Below are 26,017 nucleotides of genomic sequence, written 5' to 3' on the forward strand. Positions count from 1 at the left end.
TCGGCGTCACCGGAAGTCGTCGAGGCGCAACTGGTCCGGCGCAACGCCGCCGGGTTCGTCGGCCCCCAGGAGCCGCGGGAGGGCCGTCGTCGCGAACGTGAGGCCCACGACGAGCAGTATCGGCGCGAAGAAGAGCCCGTAAAAGCCCAGCACGACCGGGCCGAGGGTGTACGCGAGCATCAACAACCCGACGTGCGTGTTCTCGCCGCTGAGCAGCGGTCGCAAGAGCAGGTCCGGGACCGTGTCGACCACGACCACGGCGACGGCGAGGAAGACGAGCACGAACACCAAAAGCGACGAGTCGCCGCCAAGCACGACGGGGAGCGCGGTGATGCCAGTAAGCGGGAGGTAGACGACTTTCATGCCCACGACGGGGACCAGACTCGCGATGCCGGTCAGGGCCCCCGCCAGGGCCGGGTACGGGACCTCGACGGACGCCGGGGCCAGCGCGTTGTACCCGGAGAACGCGGCGATGGCGATGAGCGAGATGGCGACGACGTTCAACAGGTTCCCAAAGAGGACCGCCTCGAGTTCCGCGTCGACGGCCTCCAGGTACTCCCGAATCACGGCGTCGTCGTCGAAGCGCAACAGCCACTCGCGGATGCGCCCGCCGTCCACCAGGAGGTAGTAGGTGACGATGACGCTGATGAAGAGGTTCAGGAAGAAGTTCGAGACCAACGACGTCACCAGCGCCGCGTGGTCGCCGACGAACTTGATGACCGGTGAGAACTGGCCGGACTGGTAGGCTCCGTAGAGCCCCTCGATGGTCAGGTCCGGCATCGTCCCCACGTCGTCAAGCCAGGCGACGTGCGTCGCGGCCACGGTCAGGAGGTCGTACTGTTCGACGAACTGGCGGGATTCGATGACGAGCAACACGCCGGCGTAGGTCACGAGCACCAACAGCGGGAGCACGAGCGACGCCATGACGATCACCGCGCGGACGCGTGCCGGCAGTCGGAGCCGCCGCAGTGACTTGTAGAACCGCCGGGTCGAGTAATAGAGGAACACCGAAACCGTCAGCGCCGCGATGAACTGGTAGGCGAGCACCCCGATGACCAGTGTGACGAGGACGCCAAAGAGGGCGACAACGAACCGTTTCTCGTCCATATCATCTCCTGCAGGGGGGTAGAGATAAAGTTGCGGGCGACGCGTGAGATGGTCGGAACCACGAACGGACAGTGCGCTGACAGGTCGGGCCGCGAACGCGCCGACGAGCACTGCCCGGGCGAGGCTTCGATGGCCGTCACCGGTCGTTACTCTGCGAACGACTCCGAGAGCTGTTTCAGGTCCGACGTGATCTGGAAGACCTTTGCCGACTGCTGTTCGCTGGATTTCGCGATCTCGTGTATCTCCTCGTCAATTTCGGCTACTCGTTCGGCGGTCTCGTCGACCTTCGTGGCCACCTCCTCTGCGGACCGGGCTTGTTGGTCCGTTGCTTGGGACACCTCTGCCGTCCCATGTGCGGCATCCTCAACGACCTCGGCAATCTCGTCGAGTTGATTCATCACCTGTTCAGCGTTCTCGACGCCGTCGTCTATCGTCGCGATAGTCGCCTCGGCATTCCTGACCGTCTGGTCGATCGTATCCTGGATATCGGCTATCGTCGCGTCAATCTGTTGTGCCTGTTCCTGTGACTCCTCGGCCAGCGACTTCACCTCGTCGGCGACGACGGCGAACCCACTACCGGCTTCCCCCGCTCGGGCGGCCTCGATGGAGGCGTTCAACGCCAGCATATTCGTCTGGTCGGCAATGTCGTTGATGACCTCTGCCACGCCGCTAATCTGTTCCGTCCGCTCCTGTAGTTCGATGATACTCTCCTTGATCTTCTCGCCTTCTTCCTCGATTGACTCCAGATCCTCGACCGCTTCCTCGGCTGACTCTTGTCCCTCCGATGCGGCCGTCGAGGCACGTTCACTGACCGACTCCACGCGGTCGGCAGTCGCGGCGATCTCCTCGATAGTCGCACTCAAGTTCGACATCTCTTCTTGGATCTGCGAGACGTTCTCCGCCTCCAGCTCGGTCAAATCCGCGATTTCGTTGCTTCCAGAGGTCACCTCTCCAGCCAATTTCTTGAGTTCCTCGACACCATCGCGTGTGTCTTCGGCGATCTCCCGGCGGCGTTCCAGCTCATCCTCGTACACCGCTTCTCGATTACGAACGAACGACTCGACAATCGCCTGTCGGTCCAGCGTGAGCAACTTCGCCGCCGACGCCAGCGTTTCGTTATTGGTCTGGATCTCGTCTCGCACCGCTTCGACGGTCGATTCTGCGACACCCGCTTCACTGAGAATCTCGCTCACCGCTTCCTCGGTTCGGTCGGATGTCGCCTCCGCGAGAATCTCGAAGTTGGTGTGTTGCTGCCCGAGATAGAACGGGACCGGTATCTCGGATTCATCGAGGAACGTGCCGAGACCGGCCCGTGTCATGAAATAGGACTCGTCGTAGTCTCCGTAGACGAGCGAATCGAGATACGCACGCTGAATCTCCGCAAAGTCATCACTCTCAATCGAGGACTCGTCGACCGCAGTAGGGACGGTCTCATCTGCGCTCTCACTCGGACGGATCTCTTCGTCGAGGGCGTCGATCGCGGGAAGGAACGAAGCAAGCGCCCGAAGCCGCCTCACATCGCCGTCATCGAATCCGACAGCCTCTTTCAACCGCTGTATCTCGCCAGGAGAGAAATCGAGTTCTTCGACTGTCTCTCCCCCCTCGAAGTGTTCGCGCAAAGCATCCTCCCCCGTTATCTCGTCTTCTTCCAGATTCGAGCTCATAAAAAATGATGGTGGGTTCTGTGTTCCTTCTGTTTGCTTGTCGCGACCGAATTACTGGAAGGTCGATTCGTCGATGTCGTGGGAGCCGAAGTCGTAGGTGTCGACCTCAGAGTCGTAGTACTCGCCGTAACTCTGGTCCTGTTCGCCGCCTGCGATATGGGAGTCCAGCCAGTCGCGGGCGAACTCGAGGACTTCCATCGTGATGTACTCGCCGTTCTCGTGCTTTTCACGCAGCTCGGTGACTTTCGCTGCGAACTCCTCGTGCATCTCCTGGTGGCCAAAGAAGCACTCGGAGCAGTCGTCTGCGAACCCACAGCCCTCCATGAACTCTTCCTCGTCACTGAAGTGGTACTCCGTGTATCGCTCCAGCTCCCGCAGGACGTCGCCGAGTTCTTCCTCTGCTCGGCCCTCCTCCATCGCTTCGTGAAGCTCGTTCAGCACCTCGAAGAGCCGCTTGTGCTGCTTGTCGTATCGTTCGACCCCGGTACTGTAGCGTCGGTCGTCCCACTCGATCAGGGGCATATTTGGAACGTCATGACTGTTTTAGTAAAACACCTGCCCGGGTTCCCAGTCGATGAGAAAATTTGGCATTCTAACAAGTCTTCGGACGGTGGTAAAAAAGGAAGCCGGCTCAACGTCGACGGGCCAATCGAATCCTCAATGCGGAAGCCAGACCACCGTCTCTCGTCCCCACGAACGATGGTGTGCGCCGTATCTGCCGGGAGACTCTGCCTTACCCGGCCACCCAGTATCGGTACAGCCAGACCGCCGACTGTCCCAGCACGCTTCCCCGCTGGTGATGGACCAGGGCGAGCATCCGTGCCGATCGCGCTCACTCTGGTTGCAAGAGGGGGACACGGTCCTCGTGAATGATAGGCAGCGACCATTGCTGTCGTCGATAGGCACGAGCGGCAACCATCCCCGTCGACGTGGAAACGGCGCGGCGAAGACACGCCTCACACTGTCATCGAACTCGAGGGAACGGGACCGAGTACCACCTGCTTTGCCCGGGCGGGGTCGGACACGGACCGATACGCTACAAAGAACCTGACTGGGATGAGGATAAATCGACCCGGATCGGTCTCTGTCGGTCTTGGTGAAATCCGCAGAAACAGGGTCGTTTCGGGCTTTGGGGAGAACGACTGAGAGCCAGGGGTGGGATTTGAACCCACGAACTCTCGATTACAAGTCGAGTGCTTGGACCACCCAAGCTCCCCTGGCGCGTTCGCGTACGGTGATTGCGGGGGGACCGTTTAGAGAGTATCGTTTTCTACCGACTTCTCCAGTTCGACGCGGTGGTCGGTGTAGCCGTGCCGTTGGTAGAACCGGCGCGCGCCCTCGTTGCTGGCCATCATCTCGAGCGTGACCGTGTCGACGTCGTCGTCGGCCAGTCGGCCCTCGGCGGCCGACAGCAGCGCCGACCCGATGCCTCGTCCGCGGTTGCCCGGCCGGACGTAGATGTTCTCGATCGAACCCTGCGTGACGTCCTGACGGTAGCGCCCCTGGCGGACGGTGAACATCACGAACCCGACGATATCCTCGTCGACGGTCGCCACCAGCACGGACTCGTCGAAGATCCGGCCGGCGATGGACTCGCGGATAGTCCTCCGGTTGGCCGCTGCCAGCAGGTGGGACCCGTGGGCTCGCTGGTCGCTCGCGAGTTCGACCCACATGTCGACGACGGTCTCGCTCTCGCCCGTCGTGGCGGTCCGGATTTCCACACGCTGAGTGCGTGTCGAACGCGGAAAACGATTTGGTCGGCTGGGGACCTCAGACGTCACGACAGTCGGCACAGAGCAACTGGCCGTTGAACGACGAGAGGTTCTGGGTCAGCGTCCCACAGGCCGAACAGATGCCCTGGTCGTCGAAGTTGTCCTCGGCGATAGAGTCGGTCCCGTCGGTGGTCGCTGCCCGGCCCGTCGTCGCCATCTGTTCGGTCGTCTCGACGAGTTCGGTCGTCTCGCCCTCCAGCATCGACGTCGAGAGGATGTCGCTCGCGGTCAGCGTGCCCAGCGGTTCCCCCTCCTCGACCACGAGCAACCAGGACGCTGCGAGCGTGACCATCTTGTCCCGCGCCTCGGGGAGCTGTGCGTCCGGTCCGATGGCCGGCAGAGACTCGTTCATCACCTCGCCGACTGTCGCCGAGTCCGTCGCCGCCTCGCCCACGACGTGTGCGAGGATGTCGTCGCGGGTGACCCAGCCGACGGGGTCGTTCCCCCGCAGGACCAACACCGCCTCGTCGTCGCTCTGTACCAACAACTCGGTCGTCTCGAGAAGGTCGTCGGACTCGCTCGCACCGAGGAATTCCCGATCCATCACCTCCCGGACGGTCACGGAACCGTTCATGCGAGGGTGTACCACATGGCGAGTCTAAAAGATACCCCCAGTACGCTTATCACGCGCCCATCCCTAGTAGGGCAGACGTTCAGTCCTCTATGGTGACCGGCTCGCCCGTCGCCCGACAGTGTTCCAGGGCGTGTTTGGCGTCCATGCCGGCATCGGCGGCCGTCCGGCCATCGCCGACCCCGACCTTGAGCTCGACGTCGACCGTCTCCCGGACGTGCTCGATCGCGTCCTCGTAGTCGCGCCGGCCGAGCGAGGGGCAGACGGCGATGACGTTGTCGCCGCCGACGAAGAAAGACAGCGAGTCGTGGCTCTCGCGCATGTACTTCATCAGCGCGGCGTAGCCCTGTTCGATGCGGATGAACGTGTCGAACTCGTTGAGCTGGTCGGTGTACTTCTCGGTGGCGTCGTCGACGTCGAAGTGCGCCAGCTGGACGTCCGTCCCGGTCCGGAACTCCTCGTCGATGGTCTGGCCGCGCAGGACCTCCCGGCGGCCCTTGTCCTGTGCACTCCCGGCCGCCTGGAGCTGTTCCGTCGCCGTGCCGAGCGCCGAGGCGGGCGTCGTCCCCGTCGCGACGGAGAGGCTCATCGAGACGGGGTAGCGGTTCCCCACGGACTCCTGGATGAGGGCGTGGTCGTCCATGTCGAGACCGTTCGTCACCGCTATCATATTGTCGAACCTGGAGAAGAAGATGTAGCCGTCCCGGTTGCCAAACAGCTGCGCGAGGTCGGCATAGAGGCGCGACTGCATCGTCTGGAGGTCGACTTCGCGCCGCGGTTCCGGCGTCACCGTCCACGGGCCGTAATTGTCGATCTGAATGTGCGTAACCTGCGTATTCGTCACTGTCGGTAGCCGCTTGTCCTCGCTCGGCTATTGGTCTGTCGGAATCGGTCTCTGGCCGTCGGGGAGCACTTCCGGGCAGCGCAACTCGACCGTGCCGACCATCGAGTCGTAGGCCACGACGCCAGTGGCGGTCAGCTTCGGGAGGTGGTCCCGGTACAGCTCCGCCCGGACCGCGTCGACCTCGTCGTCCGGTATCGCCGACTCGCGCACGTTCCGCTTTGCCGCGAGCACCGCCCTGGCGAGGTCGCCGACGACCACCGGCCCGTCGAACCGGTCGAGCATCTCCAGCGCCCGCCGTCGCCGCTCGTCCCCGAGCAGGTCAGCGACGACGTCCGGCGGTAGCGGTCCGTCCCGTTCCGTCTCGGAGTCGTGTGTCGCCATAGAAACAGCTACAACGTACCGGAATAAGTATGTGGTGAGGTCACATGACCCACGAGAGTATCACCCGGTCAGCTGTTCCAGACGGTCCGTCGTCATCGCGTAACAGGTGCGCGTCTCGCCGTCGAGCATCGCCGCGGAGGCGCGGAAGTGAATCGCCCGTCCGGGCTGGATGAGCGCTTCCTCGGGGCCATCGATAGCGGTCGCGTGCCCCCGGATGAGCCGCGCGGGAATCTCCCACTCCAAGTCGCCGTCGTGCGTCCGCACCAGTGGCGTGGTGGTCACCTCCCGGTAGTGCTCGCGCTCGATGGGCCCGTTCGCCATCACGAGGACGTTCGCGTCCTCCCGGAGGTGCCAGTAGAGGCGCTGGTCGTCGGCCAGGTCGCGCTCGAAGAGCGCGTCGGGGAGTTTCGGCGGCTCGGGCATCGACTCCGTGAGCGTCGCTTCGACGTCCTCGGAGGTCACGGCGGCCGGGTCCATCTCGGCGACCGTCTCGGAATCGATGGCGTCGGCAGCCGGCGACGGGTGTGCCCACTCCCCGCTCTCCTCGGCGGCGTCGGCGGGCGGTTCGTCCATGGGGGTACCTGTGGCCAACTGGGAAATAAATCCACCTGCCACAACCCGGGGCACGGGTCGCGGGGTGCACGTCGAGAGGCTTCGCCCAGAGAGACGCTTTTCAGGCGTGTTCGAGCCGGTAGGGCCACCAGTCCGCCTCGCGGAGCGCCCGGCCGACGGCCTTGTGGAAGTCCGGGAAGTCCTCGAAGGACCCCTGGTCTACGTACTCGAAGATGTCTTCGACGCTGACGACCGTCTCGTAGTCGATGCGGACCGGGTGGTCGCCGTACTCCTCGACGAACGCCGCTGCCTCGAGCGGGAAGTCCTCGTCCTCGTCGATTTTCTTCGCAAGCACTGCGTGGCCGTACTTGCGTCGTCCTTCGCTACCCTCGTCCCCGTCGGGGTCGTGCGGCCAGTCCATACCGGACGGTAGGACACCGGCACAAAAAGGATTTCTCTCCCGCGGTCCGGGTTCAAAGCTCGAAGTCCGAGCCGCCTGGCCCGTCACCGCTTCCACGTCGCAGCACGGCGAGCGCACCGAAGAACACGAGCAGTGCGACCGCCACGCCGCCCGCGACGAGCGCCGTGTCGATGCCGAACACGGTCGCGGGCAGACCGGCCGGGAGGCCATCGCCGTCGGCGTCGCCGTCGCCGTCACCGTCGCCCCCTGGTTGCGAGGCCGTCCCGGTCTCGGTCCCCGGCTGTTCTGTCGGCTCGTCGCCGACCTGTGCCTCCGTGATGACGACGCTCCCGACGCTTCGATCGTTCAGCGCGACACGGTACTCGCCGGCGCTCGTGACGTCGGTCGCGAGCGTGAGGGTCCGCTGCTGGCCCGCCGGAATTCTCGTGACGGAGGCGTTGGCCGACTCGCCGTTGACGGTAATCGTCGCCTCGTAGTCGCCGGCGACGCTGCCGCTGTTCGTCACGGCGGTCTCCACGACGATCCGGCGTCCGTCCGCCGTCTGGACGGTCCTGAGGTTCGTCTCCCCGACGTCGAAGACCGGCTGGATGGTCCCGAGTGCCAGCGCGTCGAAGCTCGTCGCCCGGGCCTCGTAGACCACGGCGTCGGTCCGCTCGTCGACGACCGACGTCTCGAGCTCGGTCCAGGTCGACCCATTCTGTGCGTACAGGGCGAGCGCGTCCGTCTCGATACCGGCGTCACGGAGTGCCGTCCGATTCACCTCGATCCGCATCCGCACCGCGTCGACGCCGCCGCTCGACCCGACGGTCACGACGCCCAGCACCGAGGTCCCCTCGTCGTCCGGCAGCGTCACCGACGACGCCGACGGGCTTGTGTATTCTGTCACCCGCTGGGTGAACCGGTCCTCGCTGGCCTCGACGGTCCAGCGCTCGATGGCGAACGAACGGTTCTCGGCCGCCGGCATGTCGATGTCGTAGGGGTCGGTCGTCGGGATGCCACCGGTCCGTATCTCGACCGTCCGGCTCCCGTTGGTCTCGCTCGTTACTCGCGACGTCGCCCGTCTGGCGGTCACCTCCCCCAGTTTGCGGTCGTTGGCCTTGATGACGTACTTCCCGGGCTGGTCGAACTGGATTGCCTTCGTGATGCGTATCTCCGAGTCGGACTCGACGACCACCCGCTCGCTCGTGACCGTCGTGCCGTTGCGCCTGATGTTCACCGTGAGCCCCCCGCCGTCGCCACCGGTGTTTTTGACTCTGACCGTGACGTTGAGGTCGTCACCGACCAGCGTCTCCTTGGCCTCGAGACTCCCGCCGGGGATGAACAGGCGAGGCTCGGCCGCCGCCGGCCCGGCGACGGCGCCGGTGACCATCGCTACGACCAGGGCGAGTGCGAGGAGGCGCGTCCCAACGCCTGCAGGGGACCAATCGTGTCGCTTCATCAGCTATTTCTGTCCCGTACCAGGCGTATAAAACTGCGTGGTTGTCTCAACCGGTGTTTGAGAGCGCCGCGACTCTGGGGGTCACATTCAGGTGGACCGTGTACTGCTCACTGTCGGTCGCTGGAACACGGTGGGACCGGGATTTGAACCGAGCCGAGACGGTCCTGCTCGCGTCGCTGCGCGGGCTGCGACTCGTCGGCTTCAAACCCCAGATTACGTATTTGCCACTCGCGAGATGCTTGTGGCAAAATACGGTGGGGCTGGGATTTGAACCGGAGGGAGACGGTCGCACTCACACCGTTCGTGCGCTGCGACTCCCAGGGCTCAAATCCAGGTGCACCGCTCACTACTCACTGTCGTTCGCAGCAAAACGGTGGGGCTGGGATTTGAACCCAGGAATCCGTGAGGATACCTGCTTTCAAGGCAGGCGCAATAGGCCGCTCTGCCACCCCACCGCAGTCGGTGCTACTGGACGATTCCTCTAAGGCCTGTCGGTCTCCCGGACGAGTTCGGGGCCCACGCCCTCCTCGCGGACCTCGAGCCCGTACTGCTGGACGAGTGTGGTGGTCCGTGGCGGGACGACGCGACCGGCCTGCCGCCGGGCCCGAAGAATCGGCACCGCGGTCCGGAGGTCAGTGCGCGTCCCGGCGACGGGGTTCGTCGGCAGGAAGTCGACGTCGAGGCCGGCGTCGCGCGCTCGACCGGTCAGCGTCTGGACGCTCGGCGTCGCGTAGGCGTCCTCGAAGTCCACCGGGTCGCCGAACCCGGCGAAGTACACCCGGCCGTCGATCGTCGGACCGAGGACGACGTCGCTGGAGCGCAGTTTCATCGCGGCGCTGTCTATCTGCTGGCGGGCGAGCAGGGCGGCGGTCGGTTCGACGGCCGCGGCGGTGGCGACCGACTCCCGTTCGAGCAGGTGGGTCACGGTGTTCCCGACGCGACCCGCGAACGTCGACCCGACCTGGACCTCGTAGCGGGCGTCGGCCGGCGACTCGAGCTCGGTCTCCAGCGTCTCTCGAATCGCGGCCTCGGGGTCGTCGACATCAGGCACCTGGTCGGCCGGCCGGTAGTTGACCAGCAGATCGGCGCCGCTGGACTCGACGGCCCGACAGACGTCGGCAAGCATGGCCGCGTAGAGGTCCGCGGCCTCGCGTTCAGACAGCAGTCCCCCAGTGAGGTCCTCGAGGACGGCGCCCTCGGCAGGCGGGTCAGCGAGGACTGCGACAGTGGTCATACCCGTCACTGGGACCCTCTCTCGTTTGTCGTTTGCGTTCGGCCCCCACTCTTTTTCGTCGTCTCCGCCGTTGTCCAGCCATGCAGGTTCGTGACCTCATGTCGACCGACGTCGTGACGGTCCCGGTCGGTGCCACGCTCGCAGACGCCGTCCGCCGGTTGCTCGAGGAGGAGGTAGGCTCCGTGATCGTCGTCGACGGCGAGGGGGACCCCGTCGGTATCGTCACTGAATCGGACGCGCTGGGACTCGCGCTGGAGACCGACGACCCGCTCTCCTCGCTCTCCGTGGAGGCCGTCGGTCATCGGCCGGTCGTGACGACGACCCCGTCCACGGCCGTCTCGACCGTTGCACGGACGATGACCGACGAGGGCGTCAAGAAAGTGCCCGTCGTCGACGGCATCGACCTCGTGGGTATGGTCACGCTCTCGGACGTCGTCTGGCACCTCACGGAACTGCGGACCGAGCTCTCCAACGCCGCCTCGCTCCGGGCGGAGTGGGACCCGACCTGACACGGCACGACCGGGCAGAGGGGTCGCCCACGGCGAAACGTTGAAGTCGAATCGTGAGATATGTCACCGCGGAGCAGTCGACGCTCCGGGCGGGAAGGACCGCTGACGCACTCCGGAATCGCCATCGACGGACGACCAGGCGTCGGGGCGGCGCGGCCGCCCCCGGCCGTCGAACGACGCGATCGGTTCTGTGAGCACAACCGATTCAGGACCGACAAGTCCGGCCGACGCAGGGGTTTTCACGCCCCGCGTAAACGTAGACGTATGGACGCCGCGCGACTTCCGGGCACGGGCGGCCCCGACCAGGTGGTCGCGCACGTCGACGTGGACTGTTTCTACGCCGCGTGCGAGCGCCGCCGGGAACCCGCACTCGAGGGCGAACCCGTCGTCGTCGGGATGGGCTACGAGGCCGACGAGGCCCACGGCGCGGTGGCGACCGCGAGCTACGAGGCCCGCGAGTACGGCGTCGAGTCGGCCATGCCTATCTCACAGGCGCTCTCGGCCCTGCCCCGGAAGGTGGACGCCGCGGGCGATCCGGACCTGGACGTCGATGAGGCGGGCTTTTACCGCCCCGTGGACATGGAGGTCTACGAGTCGGTGGCCGACGAGGTCCGCGAGATAATCCACGACGAGGCGGCCGTCGTCCGCGAGGTGAGCATCGACGAGGCGTACCTCGACGTGACCGACACTGTCGGCTGGGACGGGGTGGACGCGTGGGCCAGCGACCTGAAGGCACGGATCCACGACGAGGTTGGCGTCGTCGCCAGCGTCGGCGTCGCGCCGACGATGAGCGCCGCGAAGGTCGCCAGCGACCGGGAGAAACCCGACGGCCTGGTCGTCGTCCGCCCGGGCGAGGTACGCGGGTTCTTCGCCGACCTCCCCGTCGAGGAGGTCCACGGCGTCGGCCCGGTGACCGCGCGCGAACTGGGCGAACTCGGCGTCGAGACGGCGGGCGACCTCGCGACGGCCGACCCCGAGGTGCTCGAACGGCGCTTCGGCGAGCGTGGGCGCGAGATCCGCCGGTTCGCCCGCGGCGAGGACGAACGCCAGGTCACGCCACGCGGGAACCCCAAGAGTCTCTCGCGGGAGTCTGCGTTCACCGACGCGACAGCGGACGCCGAGACGGTTCGCCGCCGTGTCCGGACGCTCGCGGAGGCCGTCGCCGACCGCGCCTCGCGGAAGGCGGCACAGTACCAGACCATCGGCATCAAGGTCGTCGTCCCGCCCTACGACGTCAACACGCGGGCTCGGTCGCTCCCCGGGCCCGTCGACGACCCGGAGCTCGTCGAGTCGGTGGCGCTGGACCTGCTTTCGGAGTTCGAGGACACCGCCGTCAGGAAGGTGGGCGTCCGCGTCTCGAACCTCGATTTCGCTGCCGGCGAACAGGCCAGTCTCGACGGGTTCGACGGCGACGGGACGGGGAGCGACCGATCTGTCGGTGACCCCGAACGGAAGCCCGACCAGCCTTCGCTCGACGCGTTCTCCGACGGGGGCGAATCCGCGGAGACCGGTGCCGACCACCAGGCGTCGGACTCCGACGCGTTCCCGGGACGCCGCCCCGACGGACAGACGACGCTCTGGGAGTTCGTCTGACACCCCGACGCGGTCGTCAGGCGACGCCGTTCTCGAGGTTCTCCAGCAGTTTGCCCACCAGCAGGCCGGCCCGGGGCGATATTTCGTCCTCGGCCTGGACCGTCGTCGGATGGGCGGCCAGCGTCTGGACGAACTGTTCGCCGTGGGTCATGGCGTTGAGCATGTCGACGACGTCGACGACCAGACCCTCGTCGCTCGTATCCATCCGGGGGTAGCGCTCCTTCTCGGCGTCCGTGTAGCGGATCGTCCAGGCCGGGCCGCCGACAGCGTCGACGACGTCCTCGAGGGGTGCCACCTCGATGGGGCCCTCGCTGCTGCCGACGTAGACGACGCCGTCCTCGACACTGGTCTCGTATCGGGCCATGCCCACGTATCACCCTCTGTACGTGCTAGCGCGTGCCAGGCCAATAGCCGTTGCCCTCCCAGCGACGGCCCCAGGTCGTGTAACTCGTGTGACCAGCGTCTGACTGAAGGTTATGAGGCGAGGGCCGCGTAGCTCCGTCAGAAACGTATGGGAGAGACCGAAACGATAACCGTCGCGGACACGAGCGCCGGCCCGGGCGGGTCCGACGACCCTGGACAATCCGTCGACATCCCCGTGGTCGAACTCCTCACCGGCCGCGGGTTCATCACGGGCAAGAGCGGGTCGGGCAAGTCCAACACGGCAAGCGTCGTCGCAGAGAAGCTGCTCGACAACGGATTTGGCCTGCTCGTCGTCGACATCGACGGCGAGTACTACGGCCTCAAGGAGGAATACGAGATACTCCACGTCGGGGGCGACGAGGAGTGTGACATCCAGGTCACCGAGGAACACGCCGGGAAGATAGCATCGCTCGCGCTCGAACAGAACGTCCCCATCATCCTCGATGTCTCCTCGTACCTCGACGAGGACGAGGCAGAGAGCCTGCTGACCGAGGTGTCCAAGCAGCTGTTCGCCAAGGCGAAAAAGCAGAAACAGCCGTTCCTGATGCTCGTCGAGGAGTGCCACGAGTGGATTCCCGAGAAGGGCGGTATGGGCGAGGTGGGCAAGATGCTCATCAAGATCGGCAAACGGGGCCGCAAGCACGGTCTCGGCATCGTCGGCATCAGCCAGCGCCCGGCCGACGTCAAGAAAGACTACATCACGCAGTGTGACTGGCTGGTCTGGCACCGTCTGACCTGGAACAACGACACGAAGGTCGTCGGGCGCATCCTCGACAGCCAGTACGAGAACGCCGTCGAGGACTTGAACGACGGCGAGGCGTTCATGATGTCCGACTGGTCCGAGCGGGTGCGCCGGGTCCAGTTCCACCGCAAGCAGACCTTCGACGCGGGGGCGACGCCGGGCCTGGACGACTTCGAGCGCCCCGAACTGAAATCGGTCAGCGAGGACCTCGTCTCGGAACTGGAGACCATCAGCGAGGAGAAACAGGCTACCGAGAGCCGCATCAAGGAGCTGCGCGAGGAGCTGGACAAGAAGAACTCCCGCATCGCGGAACTGGAGACCGAACTCCAGGACGCCCGCGACCTCTCGCGGATGGCAGAGCAGTTCACCAGCGCGCTCATCGACCACGTCGACGACTACAACCCCGGCAAGACCGAGCGAGAGCGGATGCGCGAGCGCCGTGGTCGGTTTGCGGCCTCAGCAGACGAGGCCCCCGACAGCGAGGATGCGGGTTCCGAGACCGCGAGCGACCAGGACCCGCCGGCCGCGGACCGGACGTCCGGCGGCGGGTTCGGCGACGCCTTCAGTGCCTTCGAGGACGACGGCCCCGCGATGAACGGCGGTGCCGACGCCGTCTCGGCCAACGCCTCGGGGCCGACGGCGGACGGGCAGGGTGGCACCGCGTCGGCCGAGGAGAGCGGTGCCGACGCCGACGCCGCCTTCGCCGCCGCGATGGCGAACGCCGCTGACGCGCAGACGGTCTCCACCAACGGGCACGCCGACCCGTCGGACACCGAGGCCGACGCGACAGCGACGGGTGACGAATCTGCGTCGGACGAACCGGCCGTCGTCGCCGACATCGTCGCGGACGTCGCCGAGATGGAGACCAAGACCCGGCGGATGCTCTCGTACTACCGCGAGCAGGGGCCGGGGACCCCGCTGAACGCACACTTCTCCTCCGGTGGCTCGGGCGACCGGACGGCGGCCTACGCCCGGAACCGGACGCTCCGCCTGCGCGGGCTCATCGAGCACGTCGGGCGCGGGGCCTACGACTACCGCCTGCGCGAACTCGTCGCCGAGGAGAGCGAGGCGGACCCCGACGACATGCGTATCGAGGAGTACGCCTCGCGCATCGAGCGCGAGGTCTTCGAGGACGACTGAGCCCGCGAGACGCAGTCTCTCCCGTCAGACGAGCGGTTCGACGAGGTCTTCGAGCGCCGCCCGCGGGTCGTCGGCCTTCGCGACGCCGCTGGCCAGCAGGACCCCGGTCGCGCCGAGGTCGCTCGCCGAGACGAGGTCCTCGCCCGTCGAGATGCCGGCACCACAGAGGACGTCGACGTCGCCGTCGACGCGTGCCGCGGCGTCGACCGCACCGGTCACGACGTCCGGGTCGGCCTTGCTGACCGGGGTGCCGGTGCCGATGAGCGCCGGAGGCTCGACGGCGACGGCGTCCGGACCGAGCGCGGCGGCCGCACCGATCTGTGCGGGGTTGTTCGCACAGACGATGGTCTCTAGGTCCGCGCGGTCGGCGGCGTCGAGCGAGGCGTCGATGTCGGCCAGCTTCAGGCGGTTCTCGGAGTGGTTCAGCATCGTGCCGACGGCGCCGGCGTCGGCGACGGCCTCGGCGATCGTGCTGCCGGTGTGGCTGCCGTGCTCGTTGGGGCTGACGTGCTGGGCCCACGTCTCGACGCCCGTCTCGGCGACGGACTCGATGTGGGCCGCCTGCGGGGCGACGGCGACGCGGACGCCCGACTCGTCGCTGACGTCGGCAGCGGCGGTCGCTACTTCGACCGGATCACACGGGTAGGCCTTGAGGTTGACCAGAACGAACATGCGCGAATCAGCGATGGCCGCCCGCAAATAGGTTGTGCAATCCGGTCGACGCGTAGTGAAGGTTAAGGCCGCCCGGACGGAACGCACAGTCGAACCGTGACCCCCGGGGACTCGCCCGTGCCGACCGTGCTCGTCGTCGAAGACGAACAGCACCTCGCGGACCTCTACACCGACTACCTCGCGGACCGCTACGAGGTCCTGACGGCCTACAGCGGCGAGGAAGGTATCGCGCGACTCTCGAACGACGTCGACGTCGTCCTGCTGGACCGCCGGATGCCGGTCGTCTCGGGCAACGAGGTGCTGGCCGAGATCGAGGAGCGGGGGCTGCGCTGTCGCGTCGCCATGGTGACGGCCGTCAACCCGGACTTCGACATCATCGGCATCGGCATCGACGACTACCTGGTGAAACCTGTCACCCGCGACGACCTGTGCTCGGTGGTCGAGCGTCTCTCGAAGATCGCGACCTACAACGACAAGCTCCAGACGCTGACCAGCAAGAAACTGAAGCGGAACGTCCTCCGGGTCGAGAAGTCGCCCGCCGAACTCGAGGACAGCGAGCGCTACCAGCAACTGGAGGCAGACATCGAGGCGATAGCAGACAGCGTCGACGATCTCGCGACGGACCTGGACGTCGAGAAGTCGGATCTCAGGCTCTAGTCTTTGCGCTTGACGACGTCGCCGAGCGTGTACTCGCCGCTGCTGGACCCGCTGGACCACTCGGTGTCGTCGCTGCTCCCGCCCGCGCTGAGGTTGATGCCGAGTTCCTTCTCGAGTTTCTTCTGGACGTCGTCGCTGGGCAGCGAGTCACCGTGTTCGAGCTTCCGGATGAGACTCGCCTTCAGGTTGAGCTTCTGGGCCAGCTCCTTCTGGCTGAGGCCCTGTGACTCGCGACCATCACGGATGAGCTGGTCGTAGTCCTGTGCGAGCTCGTCCATCTCGTCGAACATGTCCCGGCGGCGCGTGCTCCCGCCCGAGGACGACCCGCCCGACGACGAGGACGACGAACTGCTGGACCCGCTCGAGGACGTCGAATACTTCGTGGAGGTCGAAGACGAGCTCTCCTGGGTCTTGACCTCCGTCCCGAAGTCCGTACACTCGTCACAGACGTCGAGTTCGGCCCCCTCGATCTTGACGCGGTTGGGGGAGGCGACATCCTTCCCGCACATCTCGCATTGAACCATGTTCCCACGGTAGACGGGCCGGCGGTATAAATGGTGCGCTGGCCCGTCAGTCCAGGGCCCGCATCGCGTAGTAGAACCGCTGGACAGCGGTGATGTGTCCCACGACGGCAAAGACCACGAGCAGCCAGCCGACGAGCGTGACCCCCAGCAGGTCCGGGTTGACGAACGCGGCCACGCCCGTCGTGAGGCCGACGAGCGCCAGCCGGTCGGCCCGGCCCAGCAGGCCGCCGTAGACACGGTCGAGCCCGACGGCCTCGGCCTGGGTCCCGAGGTAGGAGGTCATCAGGACGCCCGTGACGGCCGCGACGCCCAGTGCCCAGCGGTCCAGGCCCGCCGCCAGACCGACGATGATGACGAGGTCGGCGTAGCGGTCGAGGACGTGGTCCAGCAGGTCGCCACCGGCAGAGGCGACGTCGAGTTCTCGCGCCAGCGCGCCGTCGACGACGTCGAGCCAGCCGTTGAAGAAGACCAGGAGGGCGCCGGCGAAGTACAGAAGGGGGGTTCGCGCGGCGAACGCGTAGACGACGCCGGCGCCGACGGCAAGCAGGAACGCGATGACGCTGACGCCGTTGGGCGAGAGGCCGGCGGCCCGGGCGGCGCTGACGAAGGGCACGAGGGCGCGGTCCGCCAGCGAGCGGTACTGGTCGAGCGTCATAGCCAGTCGATGAAGGAGACCTCGCCCGCGCTGGGCTCGCGCTCGCCCGCGACGACGGCCTCGATGGCCGCCGCCACTTCGTCCGGGCCACGGTCGGTCGTGTCTAGCTCGTAGACCGCCTCGCGGCCGTGGCGGTCGACGGCCTCCGAGAGGACGACGTCCAGTGCCTCCGCCTCGGCGTTCTCGTAGGCCTTGGCGTCTGAATCGCCCCGCTCGCGCAGTCGCTCGACGATGGCGTCGGGGTGGGCACGGAGCACGACCACCCTGTCGGCCGGGAAGTGGTGGGCGAGGTGGGACTCGAAGACGATGTCGTCGCGGCCCTCGAGCCACCCCTCGACTGCGTCCAGGTCGGCCACGAGACTCCCCCGGTCCTCGTCGACGCCGGTCGAGAACCCCTCGGCTTCGATGACGTCGTTGAGGTGACCGACCTCGAGGTCGGTGTCCAGCCGGTCGGTCGCCGTCGTCTTGCCGGTCCCCGGGGTCCCGGTGACGGCGACCCTCACGCCTCGATCACCTCGATGACGTCGTTGAGCACCGCGACGGCCCGCTTCGTGTCGTCTCTGGTCCCGCAGGTGACGCGGATGCACTCGGGCAGGCCGAAGGAGGAGCAGTCACGGACGATGATGCCCTCCTCCTGGGCGGCCTCGGCGACCGCCGACGCGTCGCCCACCTCCGCGAGCACGAAGTTCCCCCCGCTCCGCCAGGTGTCGGCGGCCAGCTCCTCCCGGATGTACTCGCGGGCCCAGGCGGCCGTCTCGACGGACTTCTCGATGTGTTCGTCGTCGTCCAGTGCCGCCAGCCCGGCCCGGCAGGCGAGTTCGCTGGCCGCGAAGGGCGTGTTGATGCGCGCGTAGGCATCGGCCCACCCCTCGGGGACCAGGGCGTAGCCGAGGCGGACCCCGGCCAGGCCGTAGGCCTTCGAGAAGGTCCGCAGGATGGCGACGTCGTCACGCTCGTCCAGCAGCGGGCGCACGCTCTCGGATTCGCTGAACTCGCCGTAGGCCTCGTCGACGACGACCAGCGTGTCGTCGCCGGTCCCCGCGGCGATGGCCTGGATGGAGGCCGTCGAGAACTCCGCGCCGGTGGGGTTGTGGGGGCTCGTCAGGTAGACGATTCGCTCGCCGTCGTAGTCTTTCAGGACGGTGTCGGCCGTCTGGGCGAAGTCGAGCTCCTTCGAGAGGGTGTAGGCCTCGACGCCGCCGTGGTGGTAGCGGGCGCTCATCGGGTAGTAGGCAAAGCCCGGGTCGGGGACGAGCACGTCGTCGCCCGGTTCGAGCATCGCCCGGGCGAGGTAGTCCAGCGCGCCGTCGCCGCCGTTGGCCAGCCACACCTGCTGGGAGGTACAGTCCCACTCCGCCGCGATGGCGGCCACCAGGTCGGTGTGTGAGGCCTTCGGGTACGCGTGCATCCGCTCTGCCGACGCCCGGATGGCCTCGACGGCCCGCGGGCTGGGGCCGAACATGTTCTCGTTCGACGCCAGCTTCACCATGTCGTCGGGGTCGAGACCGAGCTCCCGGGCGACTTCCTCGATACCGCGACCCGCCCGATAGACCGTATGCGACGAGAGGTCCCGTGGTTCCATGGCTGACTCAAACGGGTGGGACGGCATAAACGTGGCCACATGTCCGTTCTGGCCGCCCCGGCGGCCGGGTGCCGGCAGGTCGATTCCCAGAGGTTCAAGAGGGGGCCGTCCTACCACCGGATATGAGCGTCGTCGACGCTGGCATGTTCGGTGTCCACCTGGTGTTCGCCGGACTCTGGTCGGGAAGCGTGTTGTTCACAACCTACGCCGTCTTGCCCCTGGCGATGGACGGCGAGGCACGTCCGGGACCGCTCTCGGCGATGACCGGGAAACTCCGGACCGTCTCGCGGGCCAGCGCGCTCCTGCTGTTGCTCACCGGCGGGCACCTCGCCGCGACCCGCTACACCGCCGAGTCGTTGACGGGGTCGCCCCGTGGCCATCTCGTCCTGACGATGGTCGCGCTGTGGTTCCTGCTGGCCGGCCTCGTCGAGGTCGCCGGGTCGAAACTCGAGGACGGGTTCGACGCACAGAAGGTCCGCGAACCGGCCCGCGAGGCCCGCCCCTTCCTGCTCGGAGCGTCGCTGGTCGCCGTGCTCCTGTTGCTCGACGCCGGCGCGATTCTCGGACTGTTCAGCTGACGGTCGGTCACTTTTGCAACCACTGAGGTCGAGATATATCCCGCTTAGCGGCGCTGAAGCGCGCGATCATGTTCTGGGCATCTGCCTCGTGGCTCGGCCCGATTATAGTAACTGATAGCCGGAGGGGAACAGTTTTTCTCGGGGTGTTTGATTGACCAAGATATGTCACAATCGGCTGCGACCGGCACGACCCGTTCGGGCGAAACAGGGTTGGAACACTCCGTGCGCGAGTTCCTGCATTACATCCCCGCTGGTGACACGATCCCCGACGAGACGTGGCGGCGTCGCCACCGAAACATCGTCGCCGTCGTCCTGGCGCACGTCCCCGTTCTCCTCTTGCTCGGACTCTACGAGGGGACCGAGTCGCTCGTAACCGGCGCGACGATACCGGCGATTCCGCTCTCGACGATTCTCCTCGAACTCGCCGTCGTCGTCGCCATCGCCGGGCTATCGGTGATCCCGAAACTGGACCGACGCGTCCGGACCGCGCTGGCCTCGACGAGTCTGCTCTCGTGTTCTGTCGTCCTCGTTCACTTCTCGGGCGGGTTCATCGAGGCACACTTCCACTTCTTCGTCGCGATGGCCGTCATCGCCATCTACGAGGACTGGGTCCCCTTCGCGCTCGGTATCGGCTACGTCGTCCTCACGCACGGCGTCTTCGGGATGATAAATCCGGAACGGGTATACAACCACACGGCCGCGATCAACAACCCCTGGGTGTGGGGACTCATCCACGGCGTCTTCGTCCTCGGTCTGGCCGCCGCACTGATGTCCCACTGGTACTCGACCGAGCGGTCCCGCGAGGAAGTGCAGTCGCGCCTGGCCGAGGTACAGGACAAGACGGCCGAGATAGACGACCTCGAGGCGCGGCGGGAGGAAATCGAGGCCGAGAAGGCCGAGGCCGAGCGGCTGAAGGCCGAAGCCGAGGCACGACAGGAGGAGGTCGAGGCGCTGGTCAGCCACCTCGAGGCCAAGGCCGACGCCTACAGCGAGGGGATGTCCCGGGCTGCCGAGGGCGACCTCACCGTTCGCCTCGACCCCGACAGCGAGAGCGATGCGATGACACAGATCGGCGAATCGTTCAACCAGATGCTCGACGAGACGGCCGAGGCGATGCGGGAGATACAGTCCTTCGCCGACACTGTCGCCACCGCCAGCGAGGAGGCCTCCGCCGGCACGGAAGAGGCCCGTGACGCCAGCAGCGAGGTCAGCGAGTCCATCCAGACCATCGCCAGCGGGGCCGACGAACAGCGCGAGATGCTCGAACAGGTCTCCGACGAGATGACCGACCTCTCGGCCACCGTCGAGGAGGCGGCCGCCTCCGCCTCGGAGATCGCAGAGCGGTCCCGCGAGATGACCGACGTCGCCGAGGAGGGCCAGTCGACGGCCGAGGACGCAATCGCCGACGCCCGCGAGGTCCAGGCCGCCATCGACGAGACGGTCGCGAACGTCGAGTCGCTCGACGACCAGATGGCCGAGATCGGCGAGATAATCGGTCTCATCGGCGACATCGCCGAGCAGACCAACATGCTCGCGCTGAACGCGAACATCGAGGCCGCGCGAGCCGGCGACGGCGGCGGTGGCGACGGTTTCGCCGTCGTCGCCAACGAGGTCAAGCAACTGGCCGAGGAGACCCGGCAGTCGGCGACCGAGATCGAGCAGCTCATCCAGGAGACCCAGTCCCAGACCGCCGAGACCGTCGAAGAGGCCCGGGCCGCCGAGTCGTACATGGCCGAGAGCGTCGGCGCCGTCGAGGACGTGGTGGCGGCGTTCGACACGGTCGCTGACAACGCCCGGGCGACCGACAGCGGCATCCAGGAGGTGCGCGACACCACCGACGACCAGGCCGCGAGCACCGAAGAGGTGGTCGCGATGGTCGAGGAGGTGGCAGACATCAGTCGTTCGACCGCGGGCGAGGCCCAGCAGGCGTCCGCCGCCGCGGAGGAACAGACCGCGTCCATCTCGCAGGTCACCAGCAACGTCGATTCGCTGCGCGACCAGGCGACGCGCCTCCAGGACCTCATCGAGACGTTCGACGTCGGCGGAGTGGAGGGCGCCGTGGCGTCCGGGGGGCGCGGAGCGAACATCGTCGACGGCGGCCGACTGGAGTAGCGCCCTACAACCGTTCTGCGACGTGGTCGGCGCCTTTCAGTGCGAGCGCGGCGATGGTGAGCGTCGGGTTCATCGACCCGCTGGTGACGAACGCCGACGAGGAGGCGACGGTGAGGTTCGCAAGGTCGTGTGTCCGCAACTGCGGGTTCACGACGCTCGTCTCGGGGTCGGTCCCCATCCGGGTCGTCCCCATGTGGTGGTAGGCCGGGCCGGTGTTCTCGGGCCCGACAGTCCAGGAGACGTCGGCGCCCAGTTCGCCCAGAACCGCGTGCTGGATCCCGTTGGCCCGATCGAGCGAGCGCTCGAGCCGGTCGCCGAAGGACCACCGAATGTCGGGGACTGGGTTGCCGTGGTCGTCGGTGGTGGTGGTATCGAGCGTGACCCGGTTCTCGCGTCGCGGCGGCTGGCCGACCAGGCCGCCCATCGCGATGCTGGTGCCGTAGTCCGCCCGGAGGTCCTCGAGCAGCGCGTGGCCCCAGTCGTCGGCGTCGAGGGCCAGTTCGACCGGTGAGGGGCCGGCGTAGTTCAGGAACTCCAGTTTGATGGGCGAGAGTCGCTCGCCGGACGACGGGACGACGGTCTCACCGGTCTCGACGCGTTCGACAGTCTGTCCCGGGTCGTCGTAGAACTGGTGACACTCGCTGGTGATGAACCCGACGTGGTTCTGTCTGGTCTCCCGGTCGAGGGTCCCCCCGGCACCCGCAAAGAGGTGGTCCATGAAGTACCGGCCGACCAGGCCCGAGGCGTTCGCCAGGCCGTCGGGGTGGGCCTCTGACCGAGACAGCAGGAGGAGACGCGGAATCTCGACGCCGCCGGCCGCGAGGACGAACTCGCGGGCCGCCTGTCGGTGCTCGGTCCCGTCGGGGGTGGCGTAACGAGCGGCGGTCACACGCCCGTCGCCGTCCGTCTCGAGACGCTGGACCGGGACGCGGTCGACGACCCGGGCGCCCGCGGCCTCCGCGTCCTCGATGTGGACGCTGGCGTCGTACTTCGCGCCGGAGGGACAGACCGGCTGACAGGTGCCGTAGCCGACGCAGGCGCTGCGGCCGTCGTAGCCCTCGGAGTTGCGGGCGTTGGGAACCGCGTGCGTCGTGATACCGAGCGCCTCGCAGGCCTCGGCGAACAGCGAGTCGCTGTAGGACGGCGGGAACCCCGGGAGCGGGAACGGTCCGTCGCGGGCCGGCGCGAAGGGGTTGTCGGCGTCACCCGCCACCCCCAGCGCCCGTTCGGCCTCGGCGTAGTACGGCCGCAGGTCGTCGTACCCGATGGGCCAGGCGGGGTCCTCGTTCCCGTGGTCGCCGTCGAAGTCTGCCGGATGGAGTCGCATCACCATCCCCTGCCAGTGCAGCGTCGACCCGCCGACGCCCTTCACGCGGGCGACGTTGAGCGGGTAGTACTGCTCGCCGGTGGCGCTGAACGCGTCTCGCTCGCCGCCCATCTCCCACACCGACCCGCGGTGGGCGGGGCGGATCGCCTCCTCCATGCGCCGCCGGCGACTCTCGAAGTCGAACCGCGGGCCCGCCTCGAGGACGACGACGTCGTGGCCGTCGCTGGCGAGCGTGCTCGCGGCGAGTGCCCCTGCCGGTCCGGCACCCACGACACAGACGTCGACGCGCGCTGACGGTTCCCGCCCCATCTGGCCCCGTCTTAGGCGGGCCTAAACTTATCCGTTGTCATCTCCGCGGCCGCCGCCCGCCCGGTCAGGGAATCTTGACCGAGTGTTCGAGCGTGCCGATACCCTCTATCTCGACTTCGACCTCGTCGCCGGTCGACAGCGGGCCGACGCCGGCGGGCGTCCCCGTCGAGATGACGTCGCCCGGTTCCAGCGTCATGTAGGCGGTTATCTCCGCGATGAGCTCGGGGATTGAGAAGATCAGGTTGTCACGGGACGAGGACTGCTTGGTCTCGCCGTTGACGCGCAGTTCGATGCTCGCGTCCTCGGGCACGTGCTCCGGCGTGGCCACCACCGGGCCGATGGGCGCGGCGTTGTCGAAGGCCTTCCCGCGCACCCAGTTCTGTTCTACGTCCTGGTCGTCCCGGTTCGAGATGTCGTTCACGCAGGTGAACCCGGCGACGACGTCCATCGCGCCCGACTCGCTGACGTTCTTGCACTGTTCGCCGATGACGACGCCCAGTTCCGCCTCGTAGTCGATCCGCTCTTTCCCGGACAGCAGCGTGAGGTTGGTGCCGTGGGAGGCGACGGAGTTGGGCGCCTTGAGGAACAGCATCGGCCGGTCCGGAATCTCGCTGTCGGTCTCTTCCGCGTGGTCGACGTAGTTCAGGCCGATACAGACGATCTTCGTCGGCTCACACGGCGGGAGGATGTCCACCTCGTCGGGGGAGTACATCTCGTCGCCGAACGCGATGCGACCGTAGGGGCCGGCAGCGGCGGTGACCTTGGGTTCGCCGTCCTCGACGGTCCAGTGGCCGCCTCGGACGTTCCCCGCGGAGTCACGGAATCGGACGCGCTTCATGGCTTTGCGGACTCGCGCGCGAGGGATAAGCGTTTAGGAGGCGGCCCCTTCCAGCAATCTGTTCGACGACTGTCTACCGCATCTACGTCGCCTGGGGTATCGCCACGTGGCTGAGTCCGGTCTGTCTCTTCGCGGTTGCTGGCCGCTCGCTCCCGATGTCTCGCACCGACACACCACCGGTGATAGGTGACCGAACCGCTTTTGAGACGTGACGGGCTACGGCCGGCAATGAACGTCCTCGTCGTCGGTGCTGGCGGGATGGGGCGCTGGTTCGCCCGGACCGTCCGGGACGTGGCGTCCGTCGCCTTCACCGACACCGACCCGGCCGTCGCCCGCGCCGCCGCCGAGGCCGTCGACGGGCGTGCGGTGCCGACCGACACGGACGAGCGGTTCGAGGTGGTCTGTGTCGCCGTCCCGATGCCGGCCGCCCGCGTGGCTATCGAGCAGTACGGCCCGCTCGCTGCCGACGCCGTCGTCGACGTGACCGGGAGCATGGCCGCTCCGGTCGAAGCGATGCGCGAGGCCGCGCCCGACGTCGCCCGGATGAGCCTCCACCCGCTGTTCGCGCCCGAGAACGCCCCCGGGAACGTCGCCGTCGTCACGGACAGCGGCGACGAGGCGACCGAGGCGGTGCTCGCGGTGCTCCGCGAGGCCGGCAACCACTGCTTCGAGACGACGCCGGCCGAACACGACGCGGCCATGGAGACGGTCCAGGCCGGGGCCCACGCGGCCATCCTCGCGTTCGCCCTGGCCGCCGACCCGGTGCCCGACGAGTTCCAGACGCCGGTCTCGGCTGGGCTGTTCGACCTCGTCGAGCAGGTCACCGGCGGCGACCCGCACGTCTACGCCGACATCCAGCGGGCGTTCGACGGCGCCGAACCCGTCGCCGAGGCCGCCCGTCGCATCGCAGACGCGGACTACGACGACTTCCAGCAGCTCTACGACGACCTCTCATGAACCAGGCGACGCGCGACCAGATCCGGGACAACGCCCGGTACCTTCGGAACGTCCGCCCCGTCGATCCCGAGGAGATATTCGAGTACGTCGAGGGCCATCCACACCCCGCCGTCGTCCGGCAGGTGCTGCGCGAGGAGGCCGTCGACCTCGGACTGCTCGAACGGGACGACGGGACGTTCGTGCCGGCACCGGAGGGCCCCCTCGAGGTTTCCTTCCACGGCGTCGACCGATTCCCGGCCGCGTACGAGTCGCGCCTCGACGACCTGCTGACCGACGCGTACGGCCCACACTGGGAGCGCGGCGACAGCGGCACCCGTCTCCGCGAGCGGATTCGCGACGTCAAGGAGGCGTACCTCCACGGAGCCGACGTGGAGTACGGCGCCCTCACCGCCCACGGGTACGCCGTCTACCACCTCCCGGATTACTACGCCGCGACCCAGTACCTCCTCGCTGCCCTCGTGGCCGACGGCCTGCTTCCCTCGCAACTGCGCGTACTGGACGTGGGCGCCGGCGTCGGCGGGCCGGCGCTCGCCCTGGTCGACCTGCTCCCCGACGACACCCTGCTGGAGTACCACGCCGTCGAACCCAGCGCCGCCGGGGACGTCCTCGAGACGCTCCTCGAGTCGACGGGCGCGAACATTCAGTGGACGGTCCACCGTGACCGCGCCGAGACGTTCGCCCCCGACGGCGAGTACGACCTCGTCGTCTTCGGCAACGTCCTCAGCGAGCTCGACGATCCTGTCGCGGTGGTCGAACGCTACCTCTCGGCGCTCGCCGCGGCCGGGACGCTGCTGGCGATGGCCCCGGCCGACCGGAACACGGCGACACAGCTCCGGACGGTCGAACGCGCCGTCACCGACGACGGGCCCGCGACGGTGTACGCCCCGACGGTCCGCCTCTGGCCCCACCAGCGACCGACCAGCGAGTCGTGGTCGTTCGACCGCAAGCCGGACATCGAGGTGCCCGAGATACAGCGGCGTCTCGACGAGGCCGGCGGCGGGACCGGCGAGTTCGTCAACGTCGACGTCCAGTACGCCTTCAGCGTCCTGCGGACCGACGGCCGGACCCGCATCGAGCTGACGCCCGACCGGGGCACCCACGCGCCGATGGCCGACGCGGAGCAGTACGTCACCGGCCGGGTGAACCTGCTGGCGGTCAAGCTCAGCCACGACCTCTCCGACAGCGAGGCTGCCAACCCGCTGTACCTGCTCGGCGACGGCAGCCAGTCGGTCGACCACTTCGCCGTCCGCACCGACCCCTCGATGCTCAACGAGGACCTCCGGACGGCCGACTACGGCGACCTGCTGTCCATCCAGAACGCGCTCGTCCTGTGGAACGACGACGAGGCGGCGTACAACGTCGTCGTCGACGGCGAGACGACCGTCGACCGGGCGCGGTGAATCCCGGGAGCACCG

Annotated in this window: 27 protein-coding genes and 2 tRNA genes; 8 read left to right on the plus strand and 21 right to left on the minus strand. The window is 67.3% G+C overall.

All coding sequences use genetic code 11. From position 1 onward, the window contains the following. Positions 1-6: 6 nt before the first annotated feature. From P1K88_RS09320 to P1K88_RS09380, 13 genes are all read right to left on the minus strand, one after another. On the minus strand, positions 7-1,107 hold the full coding sequence (locus P1K88_RS09320) for an AI-2E family transporter (RefSeq protein WP_276409906.1): 1,101 nt from the start codon (positions 1,105-1,107) through the stop codon (positions 7-9). 146 nt (positions 1,108-1,253) lie between these two features. Next, positions 1,254-2,771, minus strand: a complete 1,518-nt coding sequence (locus tag P1K88_RS09325) for a methyl-accepting chemotaxis protein (protein WP_276409907.1) — start codon at positions 2,769-2,771, stop codon at positions 1,254-1,256. 51 nt (positions 2,772-2,822) lie between these two features. Then, complete coding sequence (locus P1K88_RS09330; RefSeq protein WP_276409908.1) at positions 2,823-3,293, minus strand: bacteriohemerythrin; 471 nt, start codon at positions 3,291-3,293, stop codon at positions 2,823-2,825. Between the two features lie 625 nt (positions 3,294-3,918). Continuing rightward, positions 3,919-3,992: transfer RNA gene (locus tag P1K88_RS09335), tRNA-Thr, on the minus strand. Between the two features lie 32 nt (positions 3,993-4,024). After that, positions 4,025-4,492 carry a GNAT family N-acetyltransferase gene (locus P1K88_RS09340; protein WP_276409909.1) on the minus strand — a complete coding sequence of 156 codons (468 nt, stop codon included), beginning with the start codon at positions 4,490-4,492 and terminating at the stop codon, positions 4,025-4,027. Between the two features lie 49 nt (positions 4,493-4,541). Next, complete coding sequence (locus P1K88_RS09345; RefSeq protein ID WP_276409910.1) at positions 4,542-5,117, minus strand: CBS domain-containing protein; 576 nt, start codon at positions 5,115-5,117, stop codon at positions 4,542-4,544. A gap of 79 nt (positions 5,118-5,196) precedes the next feature. Continuing rightward, positions 5,197-5,958, minus strand: coding sequence for a GTP cyclohydrolase III (locus P1K88_RS09350; RefSeq protein ID WP_276277112.1), 762 nt, complete (start codon positions 5,956-5,958; stop codon positions 5,197-5,199). 27 nt (positions 5,959-5,985) lie between these two features. Beyond that, entirely contained in the window at positions 5,986-6,339 is a 354-nt protein-coding gene (locus tag P1K88_RS09355; RefSeq protein ID WP_276409911.1) for a DUF7344 domain-containing protein, read from the minus strand. A gap of 60 nt (positions 6,340-6,399) precedes the next feature. After that, on the minus strand, positions 6,400-6,912 hold the full coding sequence (locus tag P1K88_RS09360) for a hypothetical protein (protein ID WP_276409912.1): 513 nt from the start codon (positions 6,910-6,912) through the stop codon (positions 6,400-6,402). Positions 6,913-7,012: 100 nt separating this feature from the next. Continuing rightward, a complete protein-coding gene (locus P1K88_RS09365; protein WP_276409913.1) occupies positions 7,013-7,312 on the minus strand; it encodes a DUF5785 family protein in 300 nt (99 codons plus the stop codon). A gap of 52 nt (positions 7,313-7,364) precedes the next feature. After that, positions 7,365-8,750 carry a PGF-pre-PGF domain-containing protein gene (locus P1K88_RS09370; protein ID WP_276409914.1) on the minus strand — a complete coding sequence of 462 codons (1,386 nt, stop codon included), beginning with the start codon at positions 8,748-8,750 and terminating at the stop codon, positions 7,365-7,367. A gap of 371 nt (positions 8,751-9,121) precedes the next feature. Beyond that, positions 9,122-9,205, minus strand: a tRNA-Ser gene (locus P1K88_RS09375). A 26-nt stretch (positions 9,206-9,231) separates the two neighbouring features. Then, complete coding sequence (locus P1K88_RS09380; RefSeq protein WP_276409915.1) at positions 9,232-9,984, minus strand: glycosyltransferase family protein; 753 nt, start codon at positions 9,982-9,984, stop codon at positions 9,232-9,234. 80 nt (positions 9,985-10,064) lie between these two features. On the opposite strand from P1K88_RS09380, the gene P1K88_RS09385 reads away from it, so the two are divergent. Continuing rightward, positions 10,065-10,493 carry a CBS domain-containing protein gene (locus tag P1K88_RS09385; protein WP_276409916.1) on the plus strand — a complete coding sequence of 143 codons (429 nt, stop codon included), beginning with the start codon at positions 10,065-10,067 and terminating at the stop codon, positions 10,491-10,493. 264 nt (positions 10,494-10,757) lie between these two features. Continuing rightward, entirely contained in the window at positions 10,758-12,086 is a 1,329-nt protein-coding gene (gene dinB, locus P1K88_RS09390; RefSeq protein WP_276409917.1) for a DNA polymerase IV, read from the plus strand. A gap of 16 nt (positions 12,087-12,102) precedes the next feature. On the opposite strand, the gene P1K88_RS09395 is transcribed toward dinB, so the two are convergent. Beyond that, positions 12,103-12,450, minus strand: a complete 348-nt coding sequence (locus P1K88_RS09395; protein WP_276409918.1) for a hypothetical protein — start codon at positions 12,448-12,450, stop codon at positions 12,103-12,105. Between the two features lie 147 nt (positions 12,451-12,597). Here P1K88_RS09395 and P1K88_RS09400 point away from each other — a divergent pair, with 147 nt between their 5' ends. Continuing rightward, positions 12,598-14,391 carry a helicase HerA domain-containing protein gene (locus tag P1K88_RS09400; protein WP_276409919.1) on the plus strand — a complete coding sequence of 598 codons (1,794 nt, stop codon included), beginning with the start codon at positions 12,598-12,600 and terminating at the stop codon, positions 14,389-14,391. A 24-nt stretch (positions 14,392-14,415) separates the two neighbouring features. On the opposite strand, the gene tpiA is transcribed toward P1K88_RS09400, so the two are convergent. Continuing rightward, a complete protein-coding gene (gene tpiA, locus P1K88_RS09405; RefSeq protein ID WP_276409920.1) occupies positions 14,416-15,063 on the minus strand; it encodes a triose-phosphate isomerase in 648 nt (215 codons plus the stop codon). A gap of 96 nt (positions 15,064-15,159) precedes the next feature. Between tpiA and P1K88_RS09410 the strand changes: the two genes are divergently transcribed. Beyond that, complete coding sequence (locus P1K88_RS09410; RefSeq protein ID WP_276409921.1) at positions 15,160-15,720, plus strand: response regulator; 561 nt, start codon at positions 15,160-15,162, stop codon at positions 15,718-15,720. Here the strand turns inward: P1K88_RS09410 and P1K88_RS09415 are convergent. Genes P1K88_RS09415 through hisC form a run of 4 tightly spaced genes read right to left on the minus strand, consistent with a single transcriptional unit; the run spans position 15,717 to position 18,481 of the window. Further along, the gene (locus P1K88_RS09415) at positions 15,717-16,244 is read right to left on the minus strand and encodes a multiprotein bridging factor aMBF1 (RefSeq protein WP_276409922.1); all 528 of its coding nucleotides are present in this window, start codon (positions 16,242-16,244) and stop codon (positions 15,717-15,719) included. The two genes, P1K88_RS09410 and P1K88_RS09415, sit on opposite strands and share 4 nt — an antisense overlap. A gap of 46 nt (positions 16,245-16,290) precedes the next feature. Then, the gene (locus P1K88_RS09420) at positions 16,291-16,899 is read right to left on the minus strand and encodes a CDP-alcohol phosphatidyltransferase family protein (protein WP_276409923.1); all 609 of its coding nucleotides are present in this window, start codon (positions 16,897-16,899) and stop codon (positions 16,291-16,293) included. Then, positions 16,896-17,402 (minus strand): adenylate kinase family protein, encoded by a 507-nt coding sequence (locus P1K88_RS09425; RefSeq protein ID WP_276409924.1) that lies wholly within the window; start codon positions 17,400-17,402, stop codon positions 16,896-16,898. The genes P1K88_RS09420 and P1K88_RS09425 overlap by 4 nt, the downstream gene beginning before the upstream one ends. Then, entirely contained in the window at positions 17,399-18,481 is a 1,083-nt protein-coding gene (hisC, locus tag P1K88_RS09430) for a histidinol-phosphate transaminase (protein WP_276409925.1), read from the minus strand. Before hisC ends, P1K88_RS09425 begins: the two co-directional genes overlap by 4 nt. Positions 18,482-18,603: 122 nt before the next feature. Here hisC and P1K88_RS09435 point away from each other — a divergent pair, with 122 nt between their 5' ends. Next, positions 18,604-19,059: a transporter gene (locus P1K88_RS09435; RefSeq protein ID WP_276409926.1), complete on the plus strand. Its 456-nt coding sequence runs from the start codon at positions 18,604-18,606 to the stop codon at positions 19,057-19,059. Between the two features lie 162 nt (positions 19,060-19,221). After that, on the plus strand, positions 19,222-21,171 hold the full coding sequence (locus P1K88_RS09440) for a methyl-accepting chemotaxis protein (RefSeq protein ID WP_276409927.1): 1,950 nt from the start codon (positions 19,222-19,224) through the stop codon (positions 21,169-21,171). A 4-nt stretch (positions 21,172-21,175) separates the two neighbouring features. Here the strand turns inward: P1K88_RS09440 and P1K88_RS09445 are convergent, their stop codons facing one another. Together P1K88_RS09445 and P1K88_RS09450 are read right to left on the minus strand one after the other, a co-directional pair. Then, positions 21,176-22,807: a GMC family oxidoreductase gene (locus P1K88_RS09445; RefSeq protein ID WP_276409928.1), complete on the minus strand. Its 1,632-nt coding sequence runs from the start codon at positions 22,805-22,807 to the stop codon at positions 21,176-21,178. Positions 22,808-22,871: 64 nt separating this feature from the next. After that, positions 22,872-23,645, minus strand: coding sequence for a fumarylacetoacetate hydrolase family protein (locus P1K88_RS09450; protein WP_276409929.1), 774 nt, complete (start codon positions 23,643-23,645; stop codon positions 22,872-22,874). A gap of 228 nt (positions 23,646-23,873) precedes the next feature. Here P1K88_RS09450 and P1K88_RS09455 point away from each other — a divergent pair, with 228 nt between their 5' ends. Continuing rightward, positions 23,874-24,602 carry a prephenate dehydrogenase/arogenate dehydrogenase family protein gene (locus tag P1K88_RS09455; protein WP_276409930.1) on the plus strand — a complete coding sequence of 243 codons (729 nt, stop codon included), beginning with the start codon at positions 23,874-23,876 and terminating at the stop codon, positions 24,600-24,602. Continuing rightward, positions 24,599-26,002, plus strand: coding sequence for a small ribosomal subunit Rsm22 family protein (locus P1K88_RS09460; protein ID WP_276409931.1), 1,404 nt, complete (start codon positions 24,599-24,601; stop codon positions 26,000-26,002). The genes P1K88_RS09455 and P1K88_RS09460 overlap by 4 nt, the downstream gene beginning before the upstream one ends. Positions 26,003-26,017: the final 15 nt, after the last annotated feature.

Source organism: Haloarcula halobia (assembly GCF_029338255.1).
Taxonomy (GTDB): Archaea; Halobacteriota; Halobacteria; order Halobacteriales; family Haloarculaceae; genus Haloarcula; species Haloarcula halobia.

Excerpts from the sequence above, each read along its gene's own strand:
- P1K88_RS09320 (WP_276409906.1), bottom strand. The coding sequence starts at position 1,107 with ATGGACGAGAAACGGTTCGTTGTCGCCCTCTTTGGCGTCCTCGTCACA.
- P1K88_RS09325 (WP_276409907.1), bottom strand. The coding sequence starts at position 2,771 with ATGAGCTCGAATCTGGAAGAAGACGAGATAACGGGGGAGGATGCTTTG.
- P1K88_RS09330 (WP_276409908.1), bottom strand. The coding sequence starts at position 3,293 with ATGCCCCTGATCGAGTGGGACGACCGACGCTACAGTACCGGGGTCGAA.
- P1K88_RS09345 (WP_276409910.1), bottom strand. The coding sequence starts at position 5,117 with ATGAACGGTTCCGTGACCGTCCGGGAGGTGATGGATCGGGAATTCCTC.
- P1K88_RS09355 (WP_276409911.1), bottom strand. The coding sequence starts at position 6,339 with ATGGCGACACACGACTCCGAGACGGAACGGGACGGACCGCTACCGCCG.
- P1K88_RS09360 (WP_276409912.1), bottom strand. The coding sequence starts at position 6,912 with ATGGACGAACCGCCCGCCGACGCCGCCGAGGAGAGCGGGGAGTGGGCA.
- P1K88_RS09365 (WP_276409913.1), bottom strand. The coding sequence starts at position 7,312 with ATGGACTGGCCGCACGACCCCGACGGGGACGAGGGTAGCGAAGGACGA.
- P1K88_RS09370 (WP_276409914.1), bottom strand. The coding sequence starts at position 8,750 with ATGAAGCGACACGATTGGTCCCCTGCAGGCGTTGGGACGCGCCTCCTC.
- P1K88_RS09380 (WP_276409915.1), bottom strand. The coding sequence starts at position 9,984 with ATGACCACTGTCGCAGTCCTCGCTGACCCGCCTGCCGAGGGCGCCGTC.
- P1K88_RS09385 (WP_276409916.1), top strand. The coding sequence starts at position 10,065 with ATGCAGGTTCGTGACCTCATGTCGACCGACGTCGTGACGGTCCCGGTC.
- dinB (WP_276409917.1), top strand. The coding sequence starts at position 10,758 with ATGGACGCCGCGCGACTTCCGGGCACGGGCGGCCCCGACCAGGTGGTC.
- P1K88_RS09395 (WP_276409918.1), bottom strand. The coding sequence starts at position 12,450 with ATGGCCCGATACGAGACCAGTGTCGAGGACGGCGTCGTCTACGTCGGC.
- P1K88_RS09400 (WP_276409919.1), top strand. The coding sequence starts at position 12,598 with ATGGGAGAGACCGAAACGATAACCGTCGCGGACACGAGCGCCGGCCCG.
- tpiA (WP_276409920.1), bottom strand. The coding sequence starts at position 15,063 with ATGTTCGTTCTGGTCAACCTCAAGGCCTACCCGTGTGATCCGGTCGAA.
- P1K88_RS09415 (WP_276409922.1), bottom strand. The coding sequence starts at position 16,244 with ATGGTTCAATGCGAGATGTGCGGGAAGGATGTCGCCTCCCCCAACCGC.
- P1K88_RS09420 (WP_276409923.1), bottom strand. The coding sequence starts at position 16,899 with ATGACGCTCGACCAGTACCGCTCGCTGGCGGACCGCGCCCTCGTGCCC.
- hisC (WP_276409925.1), bottom strand. The coding sequence starts at position 18,481 with ATGGAACCACGGGACCTCTCGTCGCATACGGTCTATCGGGCGGGTCGC.
- P1K88_RS09435 (WP_276409926.1), top strand. The coding sequence starts at position 18,604 with ATGAGCGTCGTCGACGCTGGCATGTTCGGTGTCCACCTGGTGTTCGCC.
- P1K88_RS09440 (WP_276409927.1), top strand. The coding sequence starts at position 19,222 with ATGTCACAATCGGCTGCGACCGGCACGACCCGTTCGGGCGAAACAGGG.
- P1K88_RS09445 (WP_276409928.1), bottom strand. The coding sequence starts at position 22,807 with ATGGGGCGGGAACCGTCAGCGCGCGTCGACGTCTGTGTCGTGGGTGCC.
- P1K88_RS09450 (WP_276409929.1), bottom strand. The coding sequence starts at position 23,645 with ATGAAGCGCGTCCGATTCCGTGACTCCGCGGGGAACGTCCGAGGCGGC.
- P1K88_RS09455 (WP_276409930.1), top strand. The coding sequence starts at position 23,874 with ATGAACGTCCTCGTCGTCGGTGCTGGCGGGATGGGGCGCTGGTTCGCC.
- P1K88_RS09460 (WP_276409931.1), top strand. The coding sequence starts at position 24,599 with ATGAACCAGGCGACGCGCGACCAGATCCGGGACAACGCCCGGTACCTT.